This is a genomic window from Escherichia sp. MOD1-EC5189, assembly GCF_002966045.1.
Taxonomy (GTDB): domain Bacteria; phylum Pseudomonadota; class Gammaproteobacteria; order Enterobacterales; family Enterobacteriaceae; genus Escherichia; species Escherichia coli_F.
In genome coordinates this window covers 157,960-178,389 of the sequence record NZ_PTRX01000008.1, presented here as the reverse complement: position 1 = coordinate 178,389, position 20,430 = coordinate 157,960, and the positions used below count along the sequence as shown (strand labels likewise).

Below are 20,430 nucleotides of genomic sequence, written 5' to 3'. Positions count from 1 at the left end.
TCCTCAGGCAAGGAGCGCCTCTATGACTCACCGTATTCCCTGTAAAAGCCCCGCTTGTACATCAACCATTCTTCCGGAAACCGCAGCGCGTACTAACGGATACTGCATGCCCTGCGAGCAGGCCCAACAGCAGCGTGAGCACGACGAATATATCAAGAAAAACAAAAAGATCGTGAATGCGTTTGCTGGGTTAAGCGATCCGGTTGCCATGCTTAAATTAATTCACCAACCGCGGAAATTCGATGCGTTAATCGACTGGACTCCCTGCCCCGTTCCCACCGATGCCCTGTATCAACAGTTGACCGCCGAGCAAGCGCAGCAAATGGCTGATTACGCCACAGAACGCTTTGCATCTGGTGAATATAAGCTCGCTCAGGAGATTTGCCTTTGTCTGGCGGCATTTACCCAGGCGAATCTGAATGCCTATTTCAGAGAATGGATCTCTTACGATGATTTGGACAGTGATTCTTATATGCCTTTCCACCGCGCCCCCACAGATGTACGCGACAGGCTGTTAGAACGGGTTGAGGATGATGCAGAAAACAGAAATTGTATTCTGCAATGTCTGGCATGGATTGGGGATGACATTGTCGTTGAACGTTTTGCCCAATGGCGCAATAGCCCACCGCCGTGGCGCAGCTCCCTTTACATCGCGCCTGAAGAATATGCGCATGAGGCCGGTTGGGAGTTAACCGCTGAAGATCAAAGGCGTAATCTCTATTTTCCTCAATGTTTTCATCTGGAGATGAAAAGCACCGGGTCTTGCGAAGCTTTGCGTGTTGTTGATGAACGCAACGATACCTGTCCAAATTGCGCATTGCCACTAACAAATCTTTTCGACGTTGACCTGAAGGCAACGGGTCTTAGCGATAACGGCAGTTTTCGCGTCGTGACTTGCGAATGTTGCACCGCCTATAGCACCATTTTCGGCTACATGGACTCAAAGGGTAACGCTCATTTGTCTGCAAAAAATATCCCGCCTGCCTGGCTGCCGGATGATGTATCGGAATGGCGTCGACTCCCTGTAAACAGCATGAGACAGGGAAACCTTAGGTCACCGTTATTTGCCGCAGACCCATTTTTACCTGTCTCTTTCTCGCAACTTGGCGGGCATCCAACCTGGATTCAGGACGCGGAATATCCTCTCTGTCCGCAATGTTCCCACACAATGATGTTTCTTGCGCAACTGGATTATGCCGATATTGAACAATATGGCGAAGGGATAATTTACGCGTTTATCTGCCCGGAGTGCCGGACAACAGCGACGTCTTATCAGCAATCTTAGAAATTATTTTGCGCCAGTTTGCTCACGGGAGCATTTAAGAATGTCAGACACATCACATAAAGAAAGTAAATGGCACCCTCATCTGGATATGAGTTTTCTGGGATGTGTGCTGGCATTTGCTATAGAAGTTTATTTTGAAGAACACATTTTTATTCCCCACGGTGGAGGAGCAAGTTTTGGATTGATAGCACTCATCGTTATTAATTTTATGACTATCCCGGTAGTGATCGTGGTAACAACACTATTTTGCTATTTATTTAAAATTTCGCGAAAGCGCGTAAATTGTATGTTGGTATTCCTGCTGGCGTGTATTTTGACAATTGTCGGTTTGTTTATCGCCTATCCCGTTGGGCAATAAAATACATAGCAATTCAACGTAATTTGTAACTTCACTATGGACCGGATCAAACACCATCCTCATCCGGCCCTCACCCTCACTCCAGTTCCTGCATCCGCTGATGCAGCGTCAGTGAAGGCTTTTCTGCAAACAATTGCTGATAATCCGTGGCAAACTGCCCAAGATGCCAGAATCCCCACTGCATGGCGGCATCTTTGACCGTTGTACTTTGCGACCACGGGCTTATCAGCTCGCGGCGTACGGCGTTCAGGCGAATGCGTTTCAGCCACGCATTCGGACCAATGCCTAAAATAGCGTGAAATGCGTTTTGCAAGGTGCGGCGACTGACGTGCAGTTGATTACACAAATCCAGCACCGTCACCGGTTCGGACATGTTTTCCAGCACATATTCACGGGCGCGGGAAAGCAACCGACGGTAACTCTGATGACTGATGCTTTCCACCGTCACCATTGGCTGCGCTTCTTCCAGCATCGCCCCCATCGCCATTAGCAAATTATCCCCCAGCACTTTTCGCACTGCAGGCTGATGGAGATTTTCCGGGTTCTCGCAAAATGTCGCCAGAGCCTGTTGGACAAAGCCCCACAGCGCGGCTTTATGCTGCTCTTTCACTTCCAGCGCCGACTGGTTACGTAACATATGCAGCACCCTTTCCGGGTTATGCAAAAAGTTAGCCTGCCGGGTGATGACATCTTCAGAAAGCACCACGCCAAGGATCGTGTAATCGTCCGGCGTACTTAATTCAAACTCGGTTCCTCCAGGGCGCGTCGCAATTTCTGCGCTTCCCAGACATTGCGAACCAATAAATCCCTGCTCACCGCGCGTCGCCGGAATGCCAAACCAGAACGAGTTCGGCCAGACCAGGCACGACTGACGCAGCGCCAGCCCCGTGTATTCACGGAAAACCTGAATATCATCGAGCAGTATTTCCGTAAATTCACCATGAAACTTGCCCGGATGCAGCTGATCGTAAATCTGCTGCCAGGCGGTAATCGTCAAAGCATGTTCATAGACATCCGTTGTCTGTCGTTGATGAACATTATCCACTTCGACCTTCGGCGTGAGCTTCAGGTTTTCGGGTAAGGGTTCATGATAAAGATGGTGCAAATTGGCTGTACAGGTCTTTTTCATGATGTTAATGCCGGGTGTTGTAGGACACCCGGCACCTCCGACAGGTTAATGGGGCTTGAGACGATAACGACTACTGCGTTTACGTAACGTCCCGGCAGAAAAGAGCTGTTCGAGCGCATTTCTGGCTTTTTCCAGCGGCCAGCCAAAGTGGGCAGCCACTTCTCCTGCCGTCATTCCCTGACGTACTGATGTTAACAGCGCCAACAACTCGTCAGCAGATTCCGCGACGATAACTGGCGCGTCGGGTTCCTTTACGGGTTGCTTCGGCTGGCGGTTAAAGCCAGTAACCAGCCACTGGGTGTCATCGTCTGGCCGACCGATCTCCTTACGGCTGATGACACGCCCGGTACGCATCGCGGCAGCACAACCTGCGTCCAGCGCCGCACGACACGCCGCCAGATCGCCTTCCACCACCAGCGTTAGGCGACCAGGGTCAAGCACTTCGTGACTGAGCAGACGAACGTTAGCTGCTTTGAGCATGGCATCAGCTGCATCTATCGCGGCGACCATGCCGTCCACTTCCAGCAATCCCAGTGCATTGATCATCGGCAACCTCCGTTACGCACGCTGGATTGGATTACGCGCGATTTCCAGCACTGCATCGGTAAAGGCGTTACAGGCTGCTTTACACGCGGCCTGGCTACCGGTTAAAAATGCTGCCGAGTAGTTGGTTTCAGACGGTGGCGGGACATAGGTCACCAGCTGCACGTCGGCAGATTTCAACGCTGCATCAATGCCGTAGGTCGCTTCCAGCGGCGGTGCCACCAGATACGCCAGCGGATCGCCAAGCGTGATCCCGGCGGTTGATGAGAGATAAGAGCCGGTACGCGAAACGACATGCGCCAGGAAGGCTGTGTTTTCTGCATCATTAGCCCACTGGAAAGCAGCGCCATTTTCAATATGCGCAACCATCGCATCCAGACCGGCACGCACTTCCGCCGGGTTTGGCCCCCCGAGCATAATCAGCACTTCACCGGCAGTCGGTGACGGCCCGTGTGCAGCTCCCGCATACAGCGAGCGACCATACACGACTTCAACCATCGCCTGCTTGGTCGCTTCGTCAGCCGCAATGTAGGTGACGTCATCGGAATCAGCAGAAATCAGCCCGAGGCTACGAATATGCGGCGGCAATTTCAGTTCACGCGCAAATTCGGCGTTAACAGAGGCTATCACCCGCATGGCGGTTACCGACGGTCGAATCAAATCTAAAGCTGGCATGATGCCTCCTTATCGGGTCATGTTGATGCCGGATGCTTTCTGCTCCAGCATACGTTTCGCCAAATCCACAATGACGGCTGCGGCTTCAACCGGCGGCGTGCCGCCCTGGTGAATGTTAGAGATACAGGTACGGTCGGCCTCAACGGTGGTTGCCATACGCGGCGAGTAAACGGCGTAGCAGGAGAGACTTTCTGACTGCCCCAACCCCGGACGTTCACCCACCAGCAGGATCACCACTTTCGCGCCAAGAAGTTCGCCAATCTGATCTTCAATCTTCACGCGACCGTAACGCACAAAGAACGGTGTGCCGACTTTCAACCCGGCCTGTTTCAGGCCCGCCATCAGCGGTGGCAGAATCTCTTCATAGTTCACGGTGATCGCATCAGTAGACAGACCATCGGAAATAACCACCTGTACGTCCGGATTGGCAACACACTGCGCTTTCAGCGCTTCAACAGCCTCTGCACACAAGCGGCGGCCCATATCCGGGCGAGTCAGATAGAGATTTTTGTCGCTAATTTCAGAGCGGACCTCCAGCAAGCCCTGCGCTTTCACCCACTCTTCCGGCACTTCTTTCAGTACGGTGTCTTTCGAACGAGAGTGATCGGCCAGGAAACGCAACAGCGCCTGGGTACGCGGACGCGGACCGGCACGACCGGTACAGACGCGAGCCACGGTGCTGCGGCGCAGTTCTGTTAATACGTCTGCGCGATGCGGGTTTTCAACGCCAATCCACGCTTTTGCTTCTGCGGAACCTAAATCCAGCGCGCAGCTTTCCGAGGTCACCGGTGCTGCACAGGTGGTAGTGGCGCATTTTGCTTCTGACGGCGCGGGGGCCGCTTGTCCCATTGACGCCATCACGCTGCGTACAATTTCTTCAATCTGTTTTTGATCCATGATGTGTTATCTCCGCGTCATCAGAAGAACAGTGACGGATCGCCCGCCCGTTTGGTCAGGCGAGCGTTTGCCATAATGCCCATGCTTTCCAGCCAGCGTTCAAACTCCGGTGACGGGCGCAAGTTGAGTAACTGACGCACAGTGGCAGTGTCGTGGAATGCGGTGGTCTGATAGTTGAGCATGATGTCATCGCCCAGCGGCATCCCCATGATGTAGTTGCAGCCTGCGGTGGCGAGCAGGATCATCAGGTTTTCGTTGAGGTTCTGGTCAGCGTCAGCGTGGTTGGTGTAGCAGCAGTCACAGCCCATAGAAATGCCGCTCAGTTTGCCCATAAAGTGATCTTCTAAGCCCGCACGGATAATCTGCCGGTCGTTGTAGAGATACTCTGGCCCAATAAAGCCCACTACGGTGTTGACGATAAACGGATCGTAATGACGTGCCAGCCCGTAGTTACGCGCTTCCATCGTTACCTGATCTGCACCGAAGTTAGCGCCCGCCGATAGCGCAGAACCCTGCCCGGTTTCGAAGTAGAGGCAGTTTTCCCCGGCGATACGGTTAAACTCTGCGCCCACTGCGCGTGCTTCATCGAGCATCGCCAGCTCCACGCCAAATTCTTTCAGCCCTTTTTCGCTGCCGCAGATGCTCTGGAAAATCAGCCCGCCCGGCGCGCCGCGACGGATCGCTTCAATCTGGGTAGTAACGTGCGCCAGCACGCAGCCCTGGGTCGGAATATTGAATTTGTCGATCACGCCATAGATGGTATCCAGCACACGGCTTAAGTTTTCCACGTCGTCCGTTACCGGGTTGACGCCGATCACCGCATCGCCCACCCCGAAGGAAAGCCCTTCGTAGATTTGCGCGGCGATACTTTGCACGTCGTCGCGGGTATCGTTTGGCTGCAAACGGGCGCTGAAGGTGCCCGGAATACCGATGGTGGTATTGGCCTTTTTGATCACCGGCATTTTCTTCGCGCCGTAGATCAGGTCCGCGTTAGAGCAAATCTTCGCTACCGCCGCGACCACTTCCGAGGTCAGCCCTTTGCGGGTAAAGGCAATGTCGTCCACGCTGGTTTCATCGCTCAGCACATACTCACGCAGTTCGCTGATGCTCCAGTTTTTAATCTGGTTGTAGGCCGTTTCGTTAACGTCGTCCTGAATCAGCCGTGTCACGCAGTCATCTTCATAGGCAATCACCGGATTATTGCGGATGTCCGCTACGGTCATTTCCGACAACACCTGCTTTGCCGCCACGCGCTCCTGTGAGCTTGCCGCTGCAACGCCCGCCAGCACATCCCCCGAACGCAGTTCGTTGGCTTTAGCCAGCACCTCTTTTACATCCTTAAACTGATATACATTGCCGAACAATGTGGTCTTTAGTTTCATAAGTCGTTCCCTCAGGAAGGAAATGCGAGTGATTTCACCGTCACCGGCACAACCGATCCGCCAAAAAGAGGCGTACCAATGTCGATATAGTCCCCCGCGCGGACAATCACTTCGTCAATGACTGCCAACGGGAGTTGTTGTAGCTGTGGGCGCAACAACATGCCCAGAGCTTTACCAAAGTCCTGCCCGGCCACCACCAGCAGGGGATGCGGATTCGGAAAACGCGTGACGAAATCGACCAGCGCGTTGATGACCGTCAGTACCGCGGCGTAACGCACAGGCAGCGAGGCGGGAAGCGCCAGCACGTACGCGTCAGTTTTGGGGCAAAGATCCAGCTGAATCAGCGCCTGTTGCCAGGCACTCACCAGATCCGTTTCATCAATTGGGATCGCCACCGGCAAATTGCGCAGCGGCAGTTGTACCCCCTCCAGCCAGATTGTGCTGCCAGAGAGCGAAAGGGTATGTGCACCCGCGCCAATCACCGTGGCGCGCACGGTTTGCGCTGGAAACTGCACGTTCATCTCACGCAGACGAGGATGCTCATGCAGCGCCGTTGCCAGAAGCGGGCCAGTATCGGCAAAACAGAACGGGTCAGCGGGCTGGTGGCGATAACATTCGCCCACGCCGCCAGAAAGCGTAATGATTTCTGGCGTAACACCTGCGGGCAGCAAACCGGTTTGCATCAATGCCTGCGCGAGCGGCGAGAGCGTTCCGTCAATCACTTCGACAATCAGTTCCGCCATCCGCCGGGTAACCTGCACCAGCTGCGCGCCGGTCAGTGAACGGGCGTCAGTGCCTGCACCGAAGCACTCATCCACAATCATCTGCCCCGGTATATGAGCGTAAACCACGCGCCCCTGGCTGTCGGTTTCCAGCAGGCGACCGCCGACGTTGAGGCAAGCGGTGCCGCTGATTTTTCCGGCATCGAACAGGGCGTAGTTCGCGGTGCCACCGCCAATATCGATATTCAGTACCCGACACAGCCGTTGTTCAGAAAGGGTTTGCGCCCCGGCACCGTGACCGGCGATCACGGATTCGAGATGCGGCCCAGCGCTGGCAACGACAAAATCGCCCAGCGACTGAGAGAGCGTCATCACCGCAGGGCGAGCATTGCGGGTTTTCGCGCTTTCACCGGTGATGATGATGGCACCAGAATCAACGCTTTCCGGCGCAATGCCCGCTGCCTGATATTGCTCGAGGATTAAGGTTTTCAGTTCCGCTTCTTTTAAACCGCCCTGTTTATCGACAGGGGTAAAGAACACCGGGCTTTGCCAGCTAATTTCGCGTTTGATGAATTCGTAGCGCGGCACCTGCGACACCGCCGCACGGTTAACCAGCTCCAGGTGGGAGAAGATCACCTGGGTGGTGGTAGTGCCGATATCGATACCGACGCTCAGTAGCTGGCGAGTGTTCACGATTGTGCCTCCGCTTCGGTTTTAGCCGCGGTCGCGTCTTCTTTTGGCACCAGCATCATCGCCACGCCAATCGCCGTTACGCCGCCGATCAACTTGCCGACAATCATCGGGAAGATCATGGCGTTCATGTTGGCAGCGGCGAAGCCTAAGTGGTCACCCAGGGCGAAAGCAGCGGAAACGGCGAAGGCACAGTTGATCACTTTGCCGCGGGTATCCATCTGCTTCATCATGCCAAACATCGGGATGTTGTTGGCAAGCGTTGCCACCATGCCGGCTGCCGCGATGTTGTTCATATTCAGCACTTTACCGACGCTCATCAGCGGTTTTTCAAACCAGCGGGTCAGCAGCAGCACCATCGGATACGCCCCTAACAGCACGCAGGAGATAGAACCGATAACTTCAATGGCGCGCATCACTTCACCGGGTTTATCGCCAGGGGCCATGAAGATCGGATCCAGACCGGGGATCAGTTCCCAACCGAGCAGGAATTTCACTACCGCAGCGGCAAGACCGAGGGTGATCAATGCAACGAGGAACTTGGCGAAGATCTGGAAGCCGTTGATCATTTTTTCCGGGATGAATTTCAGCCCCAACGCCACCAGTACCGCGACGATAAGTACCGGGATCATGTTCATCAGGATCAGGGCAAAGGTGAATTCCACCGGCTGACCGTTGATCTGCACACCGGAGTACATAGCCACCAGACCACCAGCAATACAGCCAATCGGAATGGTCACAATGCCCGCCAGCACGCCGAGCGCCAGATAACGACGGTCAGAAGGTTCGATAATGCCGAGCGCCACCGGAATGGAAAACACAATCGTTGGCCCCATCATCGACCCGAGAATTAACCCAGAGTATAGCCACGCTGCTACGTCGCCGCCCGCCAGCTCTTTGGCGAGGAAGAAGCCGCCCATATCGCACGCCAGCAGCGTTCCGGCGAACATTGACGGGTTTGCGCCGAGCATTTCGTAAACCGGGATAATCACCGGCCCAAGTACGTGGGCCAGTACTGGTGCCAGTGCGGTCATACCGACCATCGCCAGGCCCAGTGCGCCCATTGCCATAAAGCCTTCTTCGAACTGGCCGCCCGATCCTTCGATACTTTTACCAAACTTACCGAGGAAACGAGCCGAACCGCCGAACTGCGACAAGATCCTGTCTACGGCAGCTATCAGCATAAAGAACATCATGATGTACATGATGATTTCGTTAATTCCCATCGCCTTTACTCCCTGTTAATTGTTATTTATTAGCGGATGCGGCGTGAACACCTTATCCGCCCTACATGTGTAATCCCCAGGTCGGATAAGACGCGACAAGCGTCGCATCCGGCACTTGCACCGCGCCATTGGCGGATGCGGCGTGAACGCCTTATCCGCCCTACATGTGCAATCCCCCAGGTCGGATAAGACGCGACAAGCGTCGCATCCGGCATTTATTGCGCCGCTGCGTACAAGCCGACAATCTGCTCCAGGCTGGCGGTACGCGGGTTGCTGCGCAGACAAATATCTTCCAGCGCGGCCTGCGCCCATGCGCCGTAATGCGCAGATGCCGCACCAACATCGCCCAGTCGTTTACCAATCCCGACTTCCGCAATCAGCTCACTTACCGCGTTAATAGCGTCACGATCGTCTGATTTTTTAGTTCGCAGCGCCCGACCAATCTGACTAAACCGTTCGCGACAGACCATCCGGTTAAACTCCATCACCGTGGGCAGCAGCATGGCGTTCGCCAGTCCGTGCGGAATATGCAGCGCCGCCCCCGGCTGATGCGCCATCGCGTGACATAACCCAAGTCCGGCACTGGAAAATGCCATTCCCGCCATGCATGATGCGAGCAACATACTCTCGCGCGCGGCAAGGTCATGACCGTAACCCACTGCTTTCGGCAGTGATTTACCAATCATCGCAATTGCGCCAATCGCCAGGCTGTCTGTAAACGGTGTAGCGTTCAGCGCGCTGTACGCTTCAATGGCATGAGTTAACGCGTCGATACCGGTCATTGCCGTGACATGCGACGGCACACCTTCGGTCAGCGCGGCGTCGAGAATCGCCACATCCGGCATCAGCGAGGCATGGGCTAACACCTGCTTGCGCCCGCTCACCGCGTCGATAATCACCGTTACGTTGGTGGTTTCAGAGCCGGTTCCGGCGGTAGTTGGAATGGCAATCAGCGGCAGACGCGGTTGCAGAACGCTGGTTTCAGACATTTCTGCCAGCGTGCTGTCGGGGTTCGTCACCAGCAACGCAACGGCTTTTGCCGCATCCAGCACCGAGCCACCGCCAAACGCGATCACCCCGTCACAGCCTGATTCACGCAACTGCGCCACGGCGGCACACACGTCGGTGATGCACGGTTCGCCCACCGGACATGGCCAGAGCGTCATGGCGATGCCTTTAACGGCCAGGCTACGCGTCAGCCCGGCGGTCATCCCTGCCTGATGCAAAAAGCTGTCTGCCATCACGAACAGATGTTTCAGCCCACGCGTTTGCGCTTGCTGTCCGCAACTGCTCACCGCGCCCGGACCGCAAAGCGTCACCGGTGGAACGCTAAATGTTTTTACCCGTTGCAGATTCAGGGTATCGAACGCCTGAAAGAGCGCGGTCTGCAATTCATTTTGCATAGATCCCCTCCGCTTTCTCTCGCCCGCTACTGGCGATCGCCAGCGGGGTCATAAACAAACTGTGCTGCGGTAGATGCACCTGTAACGCCGGGAATTGTTTGCAAAACAGTTCCGCCACGCCCGGTTGCATACAGGAGCCGCCCGCCAGCCATAAATCAGTAATGCCCTGCCCTTCAATATGCCGGGCAACAATGTCCGCCATTTTTTCGTACACCGGCTTCACCGCAGGCCAAATCTCGTCACCGTGACCGCGCTTGTACTGCTCTGCCTCTTCCAGCGAAATACGGCGATTTCCGGCGAGAGTCAGAGAAATGTGATGTCCGCCAGTGGCTTCATCCGCCGAGTACGTCACTTTGCCCTTTTTCACGATGGCAATGCCGGTAGTGCCACCGCCGATATCCACTACGCCTGCGTTATCCAGTTGCAGTAGATCCGCGACTGCGGTTGGCTCATCCAGCACATGGCTCACTTCCAGCCCGGCAGACTCCAGCACGTTGATGGAAATACGCGGGTCCGTACCAGGAGGAAATGAGGTCGCCGCATGGCTAAAACGGCGACCAAATTGCTGCTCAAGGATATCGAGATGGCGACGAACAATGGTGACAGCACCGAAGAAATCCCAGACGATGCCGTCGCGGACCACATCGGCCCAGTCGAGGCATACCGCCACCGGCTGACCGTCGCCGTCGACAACCATCGACACCACATCGCAGGTGCCCAGATCCACCCCCAGCCACAGCGGAGATTCCGACGCGGCGGGCGTCTGGTTACACAGCGTTGCCGCCGTTTGCAGCCGCGGGGTAAGCCATTGTTCGTCGTGCGCCATCGGTTACTCCTTAAACAATGCGAAACGCATCGACTAATACACAGCGACGCAGACGGACAAACGTACGCGCGCTGGTTACCCCTTCACCGGTTGGCGTAGTGATGGTCATCGTGGTCCAGCCTTCCCCGCCCAGCCCCAGCCCGGCAATGCACGGTCCGTTCTTAACGAAAATACTGGTATCAATGGCGTTCGCCATTTGGTTCATGTTCTCGATATTGCGCGAGTGCATTGCCGCCGTGTGGTGGCAACCGCCTTCCAGTTTCACCGCCAGCGCAATGGCATCCTCCACGTTGGCGACGCGCACGACCGGCAGCACCGGCATCATCAATTCGGTTACGGCAAACGGATGTTCTTCGGTGGTTTCTACAAACAGCAAGCGCGTTTCTTGCGGCACGTTCAGGCCGATTGCCGCCGCGATTTTCGCCGCATCGCGCCCCACCCAGTCACGGCTGACGGTGCCTTTTCCGCGCTCGTCGATATTTTTCAGCAACACCGGTTGCAGTCGCTGCGCCTGTTCTGCGGTCAGTTTCACCGCGTGCTGGCCTTCCATCAGACTCATCAGTTCATCGGCTACGCTATCAACAACAATCAGTACCTTTTCATCGGCACAAATGATGTTGTTATCGAAAGAAGCGCCTTTGACGATGGACTGAGCGGCACGGGCGAGGTCGGCGGTTTCATCCACCACCACAGGCGGATTACCGGCACCTGCGGCAATCAGACGTTTATTGGTGTGTTTACGCGCCGCTTCTACTACCGCTTCGCCGCCGGTCACCACCAGCAGGCAGATGCCCGGAAACTTGAACAAGCGTTGCGCGGTTTCGATATCCGGGTTTGCCACGGTAACCAGTAAGTTTTCCGGCCCGCCTGCGGCAACAATCGCCTGGTTGAGCAGCGTAATCGCCCGCTGGGAGACTTTTTTCGCCGCCGGATGCGGGGCAAAAATGACGCTGTTGCCCGCGGCAATCAGGCTGATGGCGTTGTTAATTACGGTTGCCGCCGGGTTAGTGGAAGGCGTCACCGAAGCCACCACGCCCCAGGGCGCGTTTTCAATTAAAGTCAGGCCGTTGTCACCGGTCAGCACCTGTGGAGAGAGGCACTCAACGCCTGGCGTACCGCGTGCCTGAGCGACGTTTTTGGCAAATTTATCTTCTACGCGGCCCATACCCGTTTCACTGACGGCAAGTTCCGCTAAATCTCTGGCGTGTTTTTCGCCTGCTTCACGAATAGCAGCAATGGCTAACTGGCGCATTGCCACGCTTTTTAACCCTTGCTGGGCAATTTTGGCCGCCGCAACGGCGTCATCCAGGGAAGCAAAAACGCCCATCTCATGAACGGCGGCGGGCGACGTGTCACTGCTTTGCATTTTCAGCAGTACCGCTTTCACCACCTGTTCAATATCCTGTTGATTCATGATGTTCTGCCTTATTTGTGGAAAATTACCTGACCGCCAGAGACCACCTCATCGACAATGCCAATTACGCACAGATCGACCGGTGACGTTTCGCTTTTATGCGCCTGGCGGGCGGAACTGCCACTCACCAGCAACACCCACTCCCCGGTTCCCGCGCCAATATTGTCGATGGCGACAGCACATTGCCCATCAGGATTACCTTGTGGATCAATCATTTCCACCATCAGCAATTTGTCATGCGCCAGTCCGTGATGGCGTACGGTACAAACAATTTGTCCTGTGACGACTGCCAGTTTCATACCCGCCTCCGTGGCGTATTTCAGGTAAAAACTCCCCCTACCCTCCGCGGAAGGTAAAAGAAAAAGGAGAGAGCGTGACGCCCGGATCGACGTCACACAGGGTGATTACAGGTTGCTGCTATCGCCTTTCAGGCCGATCGGGAAGACCTCTTCCAGATCGCCGTGCGGACGCGGAATAACATGTACGGATACCAGTTCACCGATACGCTGTGCCGCTGCGGCACCGGCATCGGTCGCGGCTTTACAGGCTGCAACATCACCGCGAACCATGGCAGTACACAGGCCGCCGCCAATCTGCTTAACACCAACCAGTTTGACGCGCGCAGCTTTCACCATCGCATCAGAAGCCTCAATCAGTGCAACCAGGCCCCGGGTTTCGATCATTCCTAATGCTTCCATTGTGTTTTCCTCTTTATAGGGGTCCAGAACGGGACCGTTCATTCAACCAGTGTTTGTAAACTGCTTTCGCGGTTCACTTTTGTCTGACGCGGCACAGCTGCCACCAGCGCCAGCTCGATAATTTCCTGCACGCTACAACCACGAGAGAGATCGTGCATCGGCGCGGCAAGTCCTTGTATCAATGGCCCGACGGCACGATATCCGCCAAGTCGTTGTGCGATTTTGTAGCCAATATTTCCCGCCTCCAGCGACGGAAAAACCATCACATTGGCTTTGCCCTGTAGCGGGCTGGCTGGCGCTTTTTGCGCCGCCACTTCTGGCACAAAGGCGGCGTCAAACTGCAACTCGCCATCGACGACCAGCTGCGGTGCGCGCTCACGGACGATTTCTGTCGCTTGCTGCACGTTGGCAACGCAGGGGTGACGGGCGCTGCCGTTACTGGAGAACGACAACATCGCCACGCGCGGCTCTTCTCCGGTGATGGCTCGCCAGGTTTCGGCGCTGGCAAGCGCGATATCCGCCAGTTGTGCCGCCGTCGGCTGTGGCACTACGCTGCAATCGGCAAAGCCCAACGCTGGACCGCTGTACTGTGGCAGCATCAGGAAAATGGAGGAGAGCGTTTTACAGCCTTGCTGCAAGCCGATAATGCGTAATCCGGCACGCAGCACATTCGCCGTGGAAGAGAGGTTGCCCGCGATACAGACATCCGCTTTACCGGCGCTGACCATTGCGGCGGCGAACATCAGCGGATCGGTAAGTTTTTCCAGCGCATCCGGCGGCGTTTTTTCGCCCGCGCGGGCCAGCCAGCGATGAGCAAATTCTTCCCGCATTGCGAGGTTGCTATGAGGATCAATCACCAGTAGCCCGTCCATCGCCACGCCGTGGCTGAGCGCAAACTGGCGAAGTTCAAACGGATTGGCGATAAGAACGGGCGTCGCCAGACTTTGTTGATACAGATATTGCGCGGCTTTCAGCACGCGTTGGTCTAACGCATCAGGAAAAACCACTCTGGCGGGCGCTCGCAACGCCAGTTCACGACAACGTTCAATAATCATTGCGTTTCCCCCAGTCGTTGTTGGATCTGCTTCACCGTTAGCGGCTGCTTCGTTACGCTCAAAATCATCATCACGTAAACCGTGCTGGAAAGGCGGTTCAGCGCCTGCAAGATGTCCGGGCGTAATACTTCAAAACTACGCGTAATAAACACCTGCGCCGCGACGGTTTCGGTTTCCCGCACTTTGGTGCGTAGCAGATTCAGCAACGCCGCATCGCGTCCGTGGCTGGCTTCCGGCACCAGATGATCGTGACCAAGATAGCGCAGCGGCTGGTGAGAAAGCCGATGCAGATCTTCGTCAGAAAGCCCGACAATCGCCTGGCAGGCCAGCGGTTCCCCCAGCGCATCGGCGCGCATAATGTTGCCAAGACGCGAACGGATATCCGCCAGCCACGGCTGCCACGGTTCTGCCAGTTCAATTTGCAGCCACACTGCCAGCGCAATGGTGCTGTCGAGAACAGCGCGAAAACCCAGACGCGGATCGCTTTTGGCGACCATTTTTTCCGCCGACAGGTGAGTCAGCGTGTCCGGCTTTTTCGCCACTGGCTGGTGACACAGTTCGCAGCACGCCTGCGGATGTTCATCACTACTGGTCAGCACGTGAACGGGCTGTAGCTGCTGCTGTTCATCGTCAACAAACAGGCGGCCCTGCTCGTCAATAAACTTGATGCGCAGATGGCGGCTTTCCAGTAACTCCCGGGCAGAGGGCGTCAGGCGACTGTCCGCAGGGAGATGGATCTCTGCGCCTTCGCTGAGCGTATGGTTCGCTCTTAGCCATGCTTCGGTGATGAAATCTTTCATAGGGATTGCCAGTTAGCCGGCCAGGCGACATACAGGAATTTCACGCTGGATGTCGTACCAAATTCGATGCTGGAACCTTTCGGGATAAACATTACGTCGCCTGCTTTAGCGATCATGGTTTCGCCTTCATGGCGAACATGAAGCTCCCCTTCCAGTACCATGTCGATTTCGTCGTAGTTCAGGGTCCACGGGAAGAAGGCGTTCTCCCACTGCATAAAACCGGCGGCCATGCTGCTGCCGTCGTCTCCGGTCACGAGATCAGTCAAGCCTACGCAGTGCGGTTCCGCGCCATCGAAACGACCAAACTTCACGCTGCTGCCATCAATAACTTTGATGCCGCCTTTGCCGGTCACCGATTTAAAACTCGGCTGCATTGCCCCCTGCTCCAGCGACTGTTTTTCCTTCATCACTTTTTCCATCAGCTGCGCGACCAGGCTTTCGGTAAACTGGCCTTCCGGCAGCTGGGCGATGATGGTTTCGCGGATACGCTGGCTTTCAGTTTTATCGGCAGGCACGCTGACGGGAACAGATGCCGCTACTGGCGTCGATTCAGTGCATTCGGTGATGGTAAACCCCAGCAAGTCCGCCACTTCGCGGGCTTCCGGGGTAATAATGCTGGCGCGCAGAACCACAGACATTGCCTGTTCGCCGCGCGCATGTGCTTCACGAATATCATTCGCTGTGATGAGTTTTTTCACCTGCTTCCTCCTGTTCGGTGAGAGATGCCAGATAATTCACCAGTTGCTGCACGCTTTGCGGGTCGTGGCTGTTTAGCTCGAAAATCGGCTCTTCAAAACCAGTTTCAAGCAATAACTTTCGCGTTGCTGCGACGTCAGCATCCGGCATGTCCGTTTTACTGATGACGGCGATTTGCCGTTTGCTGGCACCAATATCCAGCAACCCGGCAGGCAATCGGCTTTCCGGGTCATTCGCGCCGTGGACATAAATCAGCATGTCCACATCCTGTAGCGTGGTAATTAAGGCGTGATACCAGCGGGGATGGCTAAAATATTCACCCGGCGTATCAATATCGCCCTTATCATTAAATTCCACGGCCTGTGTTTTTCTGGCGAGGGTATAATTCCCCTGCAACGCATTAAATAACGTTGTTTTTCCTGCCCCGACGGTACCCACAAACGCAATTCGTTTCATGAATGCCTCGTATTAACTTTTGGTCATTTCACACAGCGTATAATTTAATAAGCGACCTAAACCGCTGACGGTTTGTGATAACGCTTCTTCTACTGCGCCCACCGAGCCATAAATCACTAGTGCGCCGCTAAAACGGTCGAGGAAACCGATATGCACATCGGCAGCTTTCAGTGCTAAATCACCGGCGATCATCGCCGTTTCGCCGGGAGTTAGCGTCATAATGCCGATTGCGCCCGCATCCGGAACGCCGATTTTCTTCGCCAGTTCTTCGCCGGGATGCGCAATGAGATGCGCCAGTGTGACCTGTTTGCCGGGCACAAATTCCTGAATGATGCGTTCTTTATCCATGAGTCGCCGCCTGTGAAAAACTTACATGTATCGTGACAATTTTTCGTCAGAGTAAATAACAAAATTCGGCAAGCGCGTTTAAAAGGTGAGGTAGATCACTAAGAATGGAGAGATATTTACTGTGATGCATAAACTTTCATATGCAACGCATGAATATAAATAAAATAATATCGAGATAGTTTATATGCTGCTTTTTTATTACTCGAAAACTTAGTAATAAGCTTTACTAATATATTGCAGTAAAACCGCTTACCCTGAATATTCAGGGTAAGCGTGAGAGTTAAGAATGAATTACAGCGGTTGGGTTTGCGCTTCAACCACGGCCAGCGCCACCATGTTGACGATACGACGTACGGATGCGATTGGTGTTAACACGTGAACCGGTTTCGCCACACCCATCAGCACCGGACCGACAGTCACACCTTCCGAGCTGGAAACGCGCAGTAAGTTGTAACTAATACGGGCAGCTTCCATGTTCGGCATCACCAGAATATTGGCGGAACCTTTCAAAGGGCTGTCCGGCATACGATCGCTGCGAATCGCTTCCACCAGCGCTGCATCGCCGTGCATTTCACCATCAATCATCAGTTCTGGCGCACGCTCCCTGACCAGTTCCAGCGCTTGACGCATTTTGCTCGACGACGGGCAGTCAGAAGAACCAAAGTTGGAGTGTGACAACAGAGCCACACGCGGCTCAATACCAAAACGACGAACAGTTTCTGCCGCCATCAAGGTGATCTCCGCCAGCTCTTCTGCGTCTGGCTCGTCATTGACGTAGGTATCGGCAATAAAAGTGTTACCACTCGGCAATAGCAGCGCGTTCATTGCACCTGCGGTGTGAACGCCATCGCGATAACCAAAGACATTTTTCACCACGCTGAAGTGTTCATGATAATCACCCACCGTACCGCAAATCATTGCATCGGCTTCGCCACGCTGAACCATGATCGCGCCGATCACTGTCGGGTTACTGATCAGCGCCCGCTGTGCCTGCTCCTGAGTTACACCACGGCGCTTCATGATCTGGAAGTATTCGGTCCAGTATTCTTTAAAACGCGGATCGGATTCGTTATTGACGATCTCAAAATCAACGCCCGCTTTGATCTGCAAGCCCAGTTTTTGAATGCGCATTTCGATCACGTTCGGACGACCGATAAGGATCGGTTTCGCCAGTCCCAGAGTCACCAGTTCCTGAGTAGCATGCAGAACGCGAGCCTCTTCCCCTTCCGGCAAAACAACGCGCTTCGGCGCTTTGCGGGCCTGGGAGAAAATCGGCTTCATAAACAGGTTGGTTTTGTAAACGAACTCAGTCAGCTTGTCGATGTAGACGTCGAAATCAGCAATCGGACGCGTCGCCACACCCGACTCCATCGCCGCTTTAGCGACCGCAGGAGCGATCTTAACGATCAAACGCGGATCAAACGGTTTTGGAATGATGTATTCCGGACCGAAGCTCAGATCTTGATCGCCATACGCCGAAGCAACGACTTCGCTCTGTTCCGCATGGGCCAGTTCTGCAATCGCGCGTACCGCCGCCAGTTTCATTTCCTCGTTGATGGCTGTTGCACCAACGTCCAACGCGCCACGGAAGATGAATGGGAAGCAAAGCACGTTATTAACCTGGTTCGGGTAGTCGGAACGGCCGGTACAGATGATGGCATCCGGACGCACTTCTTTCGCCAGCGGCGGCAGAATTTCTGGTTCCGGGTTCGCAAGCGCCAGGATCATCGGCGCACGAGCCATTTTCTTAACCATTTCCTGGGTCAGCACTTTCGGGCCGGAACAGCCCAGGAAAATATCCGCGCCTTCAATTACATCATCGAGGGTACGTTTGCCGTCATCTACCACCGCATATGCGGCTTTGGTTTCCGCCATATTTGGCTCACGGCCCTGATAGATAACGCCTTTTGAATCACAAACCACGATGTTATGTTTTTGCAGCCCCAGCGCCACCAGCAGGTTCATACAGGCAATTGCTGCTGCACCCGCGCCGGAAACCACCATCCGCACGTCGGAGATGTTTTTCTCCACCACGCGCAATCCGTTGAGGATGGCTGCAGTGCTGATAATTGCCGTGCCGTGCTGATCGTCGTGGAATACTGGAATATTCATCCGCTCGCGCAGTTTCTGTTCAATATAGAAACATTCTGGCGCTTTAATGTCTTCGAGGTTGATGCCGCCGAAGGTCGGTTCGAGCGCAGCGACGACTTCAATAAATTTGTCCGGGTCAAGTTCATCAACTTCAATGTCAAATACATCAATCCCGGCGAATTTCTTAAACAGAACGCCCTTGCCTTCCATCACCGGTTTGCCTGCCAGCGCGCCAATGTTGCCTAACCCCAGCACCGCCGTACCGTTAGAGATCACCGCCACCAGGTTACCACGAGCGGTATATTTGTAGGCTTTTAACGGGTCTTTTTCGATTTCAAGACAAGGTGCGGCAACGCCTGGTGAGTAGGCCAGCGCCAGATCGCGCTGCGTTGCCAGAGGCTTGGTTGGAGAAACCTGGATTTTCCCTGGAACTGGAAATTCATGGAAATCAAGTGCACTTTGTTTTAACTGGTCATCCATTTGGTTGTTCCTTTCACGTAACGTTCACAAATAAAGTGTGTGGGCAACAGCCCCTGCCCACAACGTGGCGCACATTATTACCTTGCCGGAGTCTACAGACTTTGAGCAAGTCCAAACTCTCACCATTAACATAATGTTTTGGTAATAATCCTATAACACTGATGTTACCTGCTTAATCCAGCAATACCATGCCTGTCTGCTATGCTTTTTTGATGCGTTTAGCGAAATTTCTCAGAAGTGTGAATTAACGCACTCATCTAACACTTTACTTTTCAAGGAGTATTTCCTATGAACGAGTTAGACGGCATCAAACAGTTCACCACTGTCGTGGCAGACAGCGGCGATATTGAGTCCATTCGCCATTATCATCCCCAGGATGCCACCACCAATCCTTCGCTGTTACTCAAGGCTGCCGGATTATCACAATATGAGCATTTAATAGACGATGCTATCGCCTGGGGTAAAAAAAATGGCAAGACCCAGGAACAACAGGTGGTCGCTGCATGTGACAAACTGGCGGTCAATTTCGGTACTGAAATTCTCAAAATCGTACCCGGTCGCGTGTCAACAGAAGTTGATGCACGCCTCTCTTTTGATAAAGAAAAAAGTATTGAGAAGGCGCGCCATTTGGTGGACTTGTATCAGCAACAAGGCGTTGAGAAATCACGTATTCTGATCAAGCTGGCTTCAACCTGGGAAGGAATTCGCGCGGCAGAAGAACTGGAAAAAGAAGGTATTAACTGCAACCTGACGCTACTGTTTTCTTTTGCTCAGGCGCGGGCCTGTGCAGAAGCAGGCGTTTTTCTGATTTCGCCGTTTGTCGGGCGTATTTATGACTGGTATCAGGCGCGTAAGCCGATGGACCCGTATGTGGTGGAAGAAGATCCGGGCGTTAAGTCAGTGCGCAATATCTACGACTACTATAAGCAACACCACTACGAAACCATTGTAATGGGCGCGAGCTTCCGTCGCACCGAACAAATCCTCGCCTTAACCGGCTGCGATCGACTGACTATTGCGCCGAATTTGCTGAAGGAGCTGCAGGAAAAAGTTTCTCCAGTAGTGCGTAAATTAATCCCGCCTTCTCAGACGTTCCCACGCCCAGCCCCGATGAGCGAAGCGGAGTTCCGTTGGGAGCACAATCAGGATGCAATGGCGGTAGAAAAACTCTCTGAAGGCATCCGCCTGTTCGCCGTTGATCAACGCAAACTGGAAGATCTTCTTGCCGTCAAACTATAAACCAGCCACGGAGTGTT

The 20,430-nt window shown here is 54.4% G+C and carries 21 protein-coding genes; 3 read left to right on the top strand and 18 right to left on the bottom strand.

The features are described 5' to 3' along the window. The first annotated feature begins 22 nt into the window (after nucleotides 1-22). Together ATB02_RS09680 and ATB02_RS09675 are read left to right on the top strand one after the other, a co-directional pair. On the top strand, nucleotides 23-1,285 hold the full coding sequence (locus tag ATB02_RS09680) for a DUF1963 domain-containing protein (RefSeq protein ID WP_105271481.1): 1,263 nt from the start codon (nucleotides 23-25) through the stop codon (nucleotides 1,283-1,285). Nucleotides 1,286-1,325: 40 nt separating this feature from the next. Continuing rightward, nucleotides 1,326-1,643: a hypothetical protein gene (locus ATB02_RS09675; RefSeq protein ID WP_032184838.1), complete on the top strand. Its 318-nt coding sequence runs from the start codon at nucleotides 1,326-1,328 to the stop codon at nucleotides 1,641-1,643. 76 nt (nucleotides 1,644-1,719) lie between these two features. Here ATB02_RS09675 and eutR read toward each other — a convergent pair whose 3' ends face one another. From eutR to maeB, 18 genes are all read right to left on the bottom strand, one after another. Continuing rightward, nucleotides 1,720-2,772, bottom strand: coding sequence for an HTH-type transcriptional regulator EutR (gene eutR, locus ATB02_RS09670; protein WP_105271480.1), 1,053 nt, complete (start codon nucleotides 2,770-2,772; stop codon nucleotides 1,720-1,722). A 45-nt stretch (nucleotides 2,773-2,817) separates the two neighbouring features. After that, nucleotides 2,818-3,318 (bottom strand): ethanolamine utilization microcompartment protein EutK, encoded by a 501-nt coding sequence (eutK, locus tag ATB02_RS09665; protein ID WP_001295463.1) that lies wholly within the window; start codon nucleotides 3,316-3,318, stop codon nucleotides 2,818-2,820. Nucleotides 3,319-3,330: 12 nt separating this feature from the next. After that, the gene (gene eutL / locus ATB02_RS09660; RefSeq protein WP_001111034.1) at nucleotides 3,331-3,990 is read right to left on the bottom strand and encodes an ethanolamine utilization microcompartment protein EutL; all 660 of its coding nucleotides are present in this window, start codon (nucleotides 3,988-3,990) and stop codon (nucleotides 3,331-3,333) included. Between the two features lie 9 nt (nucleotides 3,991-3,999). Further along, nucleotides 4,000-4,887 (bottom strand): ethanolamine ammonia-lyase subunit beta, encoded by an 888-nt coding sequence (gene eutC / locus ATB02_RS09655; RefSeq protein WP_000372324.1) that lies wholly within the window; start codon nucleotides 4,885-4,887, stop codon nucleotides 4,000-4,002. 20 nt (nucleotides 4,888-4,907) lie between these two features. Beyond that, the gene (gene eutB / locus ATB02_RS09650; RefSeq protein WP_105271479.1) at nucleotides 4,908-6,269 is read right to left on the bottom strand and encodes an ethanolamine ammonia-lyase subunit alpha; all 1,362 of its coding nucleotides are present in this window, start codon (nucleotides 6,267-6,269) and stop codon (nucleotides 4,908-4,910) included. Nucleotides 6,270-6,280: 11 nt separating this feature from the next. Further along, nucleotides 6,281-7,684: an ethanolamine ammonia-lyase reactivating factor EutA gene (gene eutA / locus ATB02_RS09645; RefSeq protein ID WP_105271478.1), complete on the bottom strand. Its 1,404-nt coding sequence runs from the start codon at nucleotides 7,682-7,684 to the stop codon at nucleotides 6,281-6,283. Continuing rightward, nucleotides 7,681-8,907 (bottom strand): ethanolamine utilization protein EutH, encoded by a 1,227-nt coding sequence (eutH, locus tag ATB02_RS09640; RefSeq protein ID WP_000512386.1) that lies wholly within the window; start codon nucleotides 8,905-8,907, stop codon nucleotides 7,681-7,683. Before eutH ends, eutA begins: the two co-directional genes overlap by 4 nt. A 215-nt stretch (nucleotides 8,908-9,122) precedes the next feature. Beyond that, on the bottom strand, nucleotides 9,123-10,310 hold the full coding sequence (gene eutG / locus ATB02_RS09635; protein WP_047643791.1) for an ethanolamine utilization ethanol dehydrogenase EutG: 1,188 nt from the start codon (nucleotides 10,308-10,310) through the stop codon (nucleotides 9,123-9,125). Then, on the bottom strand, nucleotides 10,300-11,136 hold the full coding sequence (gene eutJ, locus ATB02_RS09630; RefSeq protein ID WP_105271477.1) for an ethanolamine utilization protein EutJ: 837 nt from the start codon (nucleotides 11,134-11,136) through the stop codon (nucleotides 10,300-10,302). Before eutJ ends, eutG begins: the two co-directional genes overlap by 11 nt. A gap of 10 nt (nucleotides 11,137-11,146) precedes the next feature. Further along, the gene (locus tag ATB02_RS09625; protein WP_105271476.1) at nucleotides 11,147-12,550 is read right to left on the bottom strand and encodes an aldehyde dehydrogenase family protein; all 1,404 of its coding nucleotides are present in this window, start codon (nucleotides 12,548-12,550) and stop codon (nucleotides 11,147-11,149) included. Nucleotides 12,551-12,561: 11 nt separating this feature from the next. After that, complete coding sequence (gene eutN, locus ATB02_RS09620; RefSeq protein WP_000762196.1) at nucleotides 12,562-12,849, bottom strand: ethanolamine utilization microcompartment protein EutN; 288 nt, start codon at nucleotides 12,847-12,849, stop codon at nucleotides 12,562-12,564. A 105-nt stretch (nucleotides 12,850-12,954) separates the two neighbouring features. Further along, nucleotides 12,955-13,248, bottom strand: a complete 294-nt coding sequence (gene eutM, locus ATB02_RS09615; protein ID WP_000387713.1) for an ethanolamine utilization microcompartment protein EutM — start codon at nucleotides 13,246-13,248, stop codon at nucleotides 12,955-12,957. 38 nt (nucleotides 13,249-13,286) lie between these two features. Next, nucleotides 13,287-14,303 (bottom strand): phosphate acetyltransferase, encoded by a 1,017-nt coding sequence (gene pta, locus ATB02_RS09610; RefSeq protein ID WP_105271475.1) that lies wholly within the window; start codon nucleotides 14,301-14,303, stop codon nucleotides 13,287-13,289. Continuing rightward, on the bottom strand, nucleotides 14,300-15,103 hold the full coding sequence (gene eutT, locus ATB02_RS09605; RefSeq protein ID WP_105271474.1) for an ethanolamine utilization cob(I)yrinic acid a,c-diamide adenosyltransferase EutT: 804 nt from the start codon (nucleotides 15,101-15,103) through the stop codon (nucleotides 14,300-14,302). The genes pta and eutT overlap by 4 nt, the downstream gene beginning before the upstream one ends. Then, a complete protein-coding gene (gene eutQ, locus ATB02_RS09600) occupies nucleotides 15,100-15,801 on the bottom strand; it encodes an ethanolamine utilization acetate kinase EutQ (protein ID WP_000733930.1) in 702 nt (233 codons plus the stop codon). Before eutQ ends, eutT begins: the two co-directional genes overlap by 4 nt. Further along, nucleotides 15,776-16,255, bottom strand: coding sequence for an ethanolamine utilization acetate kinase EutP (gene eutP, locus ATB02_RS09595; RefSeq protein WP_032184851.1), 480 nt, complete (start codon nucleotides 16,253-16,255; stop codon nucleotides 15,776-15,778). Before eutP ends, eutQ begins: the two co-directional genes overlap by 26 nt. Nucleotides 16,256-16,267: 12 nt before the next feature. Beyond that, the gene (eutS, locus tag ATB02_RS09590) at nucleotides 16,268-16,603 is read right to left on the bottom strand and encodes an ethanolamine utilization microcompartment protein EutS (RefSeq protein ID WP_000356956.1); all 336 of its coding nucleotides are present in this window, start codon (nucleotides 16,601-16,603) and stop codon (nucleotides 16,268-16,270) included. 291 nt (nucleotides 16,604-16,894) lie between these two features. Then, complete coding sequence (gene maeB / locus ATB02_RS09585) at nucleotides 16,895-19,174, bottom strand: NADP-dependent oxaloacetate-decarboxylating malate dehydrogenase (RefSeq protein WP_000342645.1); 2,280 nt, start codon at nucleotides 19,172-19,174, stop codon at nucleotides 16,895-16,897. 288 nt (nucleotides 19,175-19,462) lie between these two features. Between maeB and tal the strand changes: the two genes are divergently transcribed. Then, nucleotides 19,463-20,413, top strand: a complete 951-nt coding sequence (gene tal / locus ATB02_RS09580) for a transaldolase (RefSeq protein WP_001003725.1) — start codon at nucleotides 19,463-19,465, stop codon at nucleotides 20,411-20,413. The last annotated feature ends 17 nt before the right edge of the window (nucleotides 20,414-20,430 follow it).

Excerpts from the sequence above, each read along its gene's own strand:
- ATB02_RS09680 (WP_105271481.1), top strand. The coding sequence starts at position 23 with ATGACTCACCGTATTCCCTGTAAAAGCCCCGCTTGTACATCAACCATT.
- ATB02_RS09675 (WP_032184838.1), top strand. The coding sequence starts at position 1,326 with ATGTCAGACACATCACATAAAGAAAGTAAATGGCACCCTCATCTGGAT.
- eutR (WP_105271480.1), bottom strand. The coding sequence starts at position 2,772 with ATGAAAAAGACCTGTACAGCCAATTTGCACCATCTTTATCATGAACCC.
- eutK (WP_001295463.1), bottom strand. The coding sequence starts at position 3,318 with ATGATCAATGCACTGGGATTGCTGGAAGTGGACGGCATGGTCGCCGCG.
- eutL (WP_001111034.1), bottom strand. The coding sequence starts at position 3,990 with ATGCCAGCTTTAGATTTGATTCGACCGTCGGTAACCGCCATGCGGGTG.
- eutC (WP_000372324.1), bottom strand. The coding sequence starts at position 4,887 with ATGGATCAAAAACAGATTGAAGAAATTGTACGCAGCGTGATGGCGTCA.
- eutB (WP_105271479.1), bottom strand. The coding sequence starts at position 6,269 with ATGAAACTAAAGACCACATTGTTCGGCAATGTATATCAGTTTAAGGAT.
- eutH (WP_000512386.1), bottom strand. The coding sequence starts at position 8,907 with ATGGGAATTAACGAAATCATCATGTACATCATGATGTTCTTTATGCTG.
- eutG (WP_047643791.1), bottom strand. The coding sequence starts at position 10,310 with ATGCAAAATGAATTGCAGACCGCGCTCTTTCAGGCGTTCGATACCCTG.
- eutJ (WP_105271477.1), bottom strand. The coding sequence starts at position 11,136 with ATGGCGCACGACGAACAATGGCTTACCCCGCGGCTGCAAACGGCGGCA.
- ATB02_RS09625 (WP_105271476.1), bottom strand. The coding sequence starts at position 12,550 with ATGAATCAACAGGATATTGAACAGGTGGTGAAAGCGGTACTGCTGAAA.
- eutN (WP_000762196.1), bottom strand. The coding sequence starts at position 12,849 with ATGAAACTGGCAGTCGTCACAGGACAAATTGTTTGTACCGTACGCCAT.
- eutM (WP_000387713.1), bottom strand. The coding sequence starts at position 13,248 with ATGGAAGCATTAGGAATGATCGAAACCCGGGGCCTGGTTGCACTGATT.
- pta (WP_105271475.1), bottom strand. The coding sequence starts at position 14,303 with ATGATTATTGAACGTTGTCGTGAACTGGCGTTGCGAGCGCCCGCCAGA.
- eutT (WP_105271474.1), bottom strand. The coding sequence starts at position 15,103 with ATGAAAGATTTCATCACCGAAGCATGGCTAAGAGCGAACCATACGCTC.
- eutP (WP_032184851.1), bottom strand. The coding sequence starts at position 16,255 with ATGAAACGAATTGCGTTTGTGGGTACCGTCGGGGCAGGAAAAACAACG.
- eutS (WP_000356956.1), bottom strand. The coding sequence starts at position 16,603 with ATGGATAAAGAACGCATCATTCAGGAATTTGTGCCCGGCAAACAGGTC.
- maeB (WP_000342645.1), bottom strand. The coding sequence starts at position 19,174 with ATGGATGACCAGTTAAAACAAAGTGCACTTGATTTCCATGAATTTCCA.
- tal (WP_001003725.1), top strand. The coding sequence starts at position 19,463 with ATGAACGAGTTAGACGGCATCAAACAGTTCACCACTGTCGTGGCAGAC.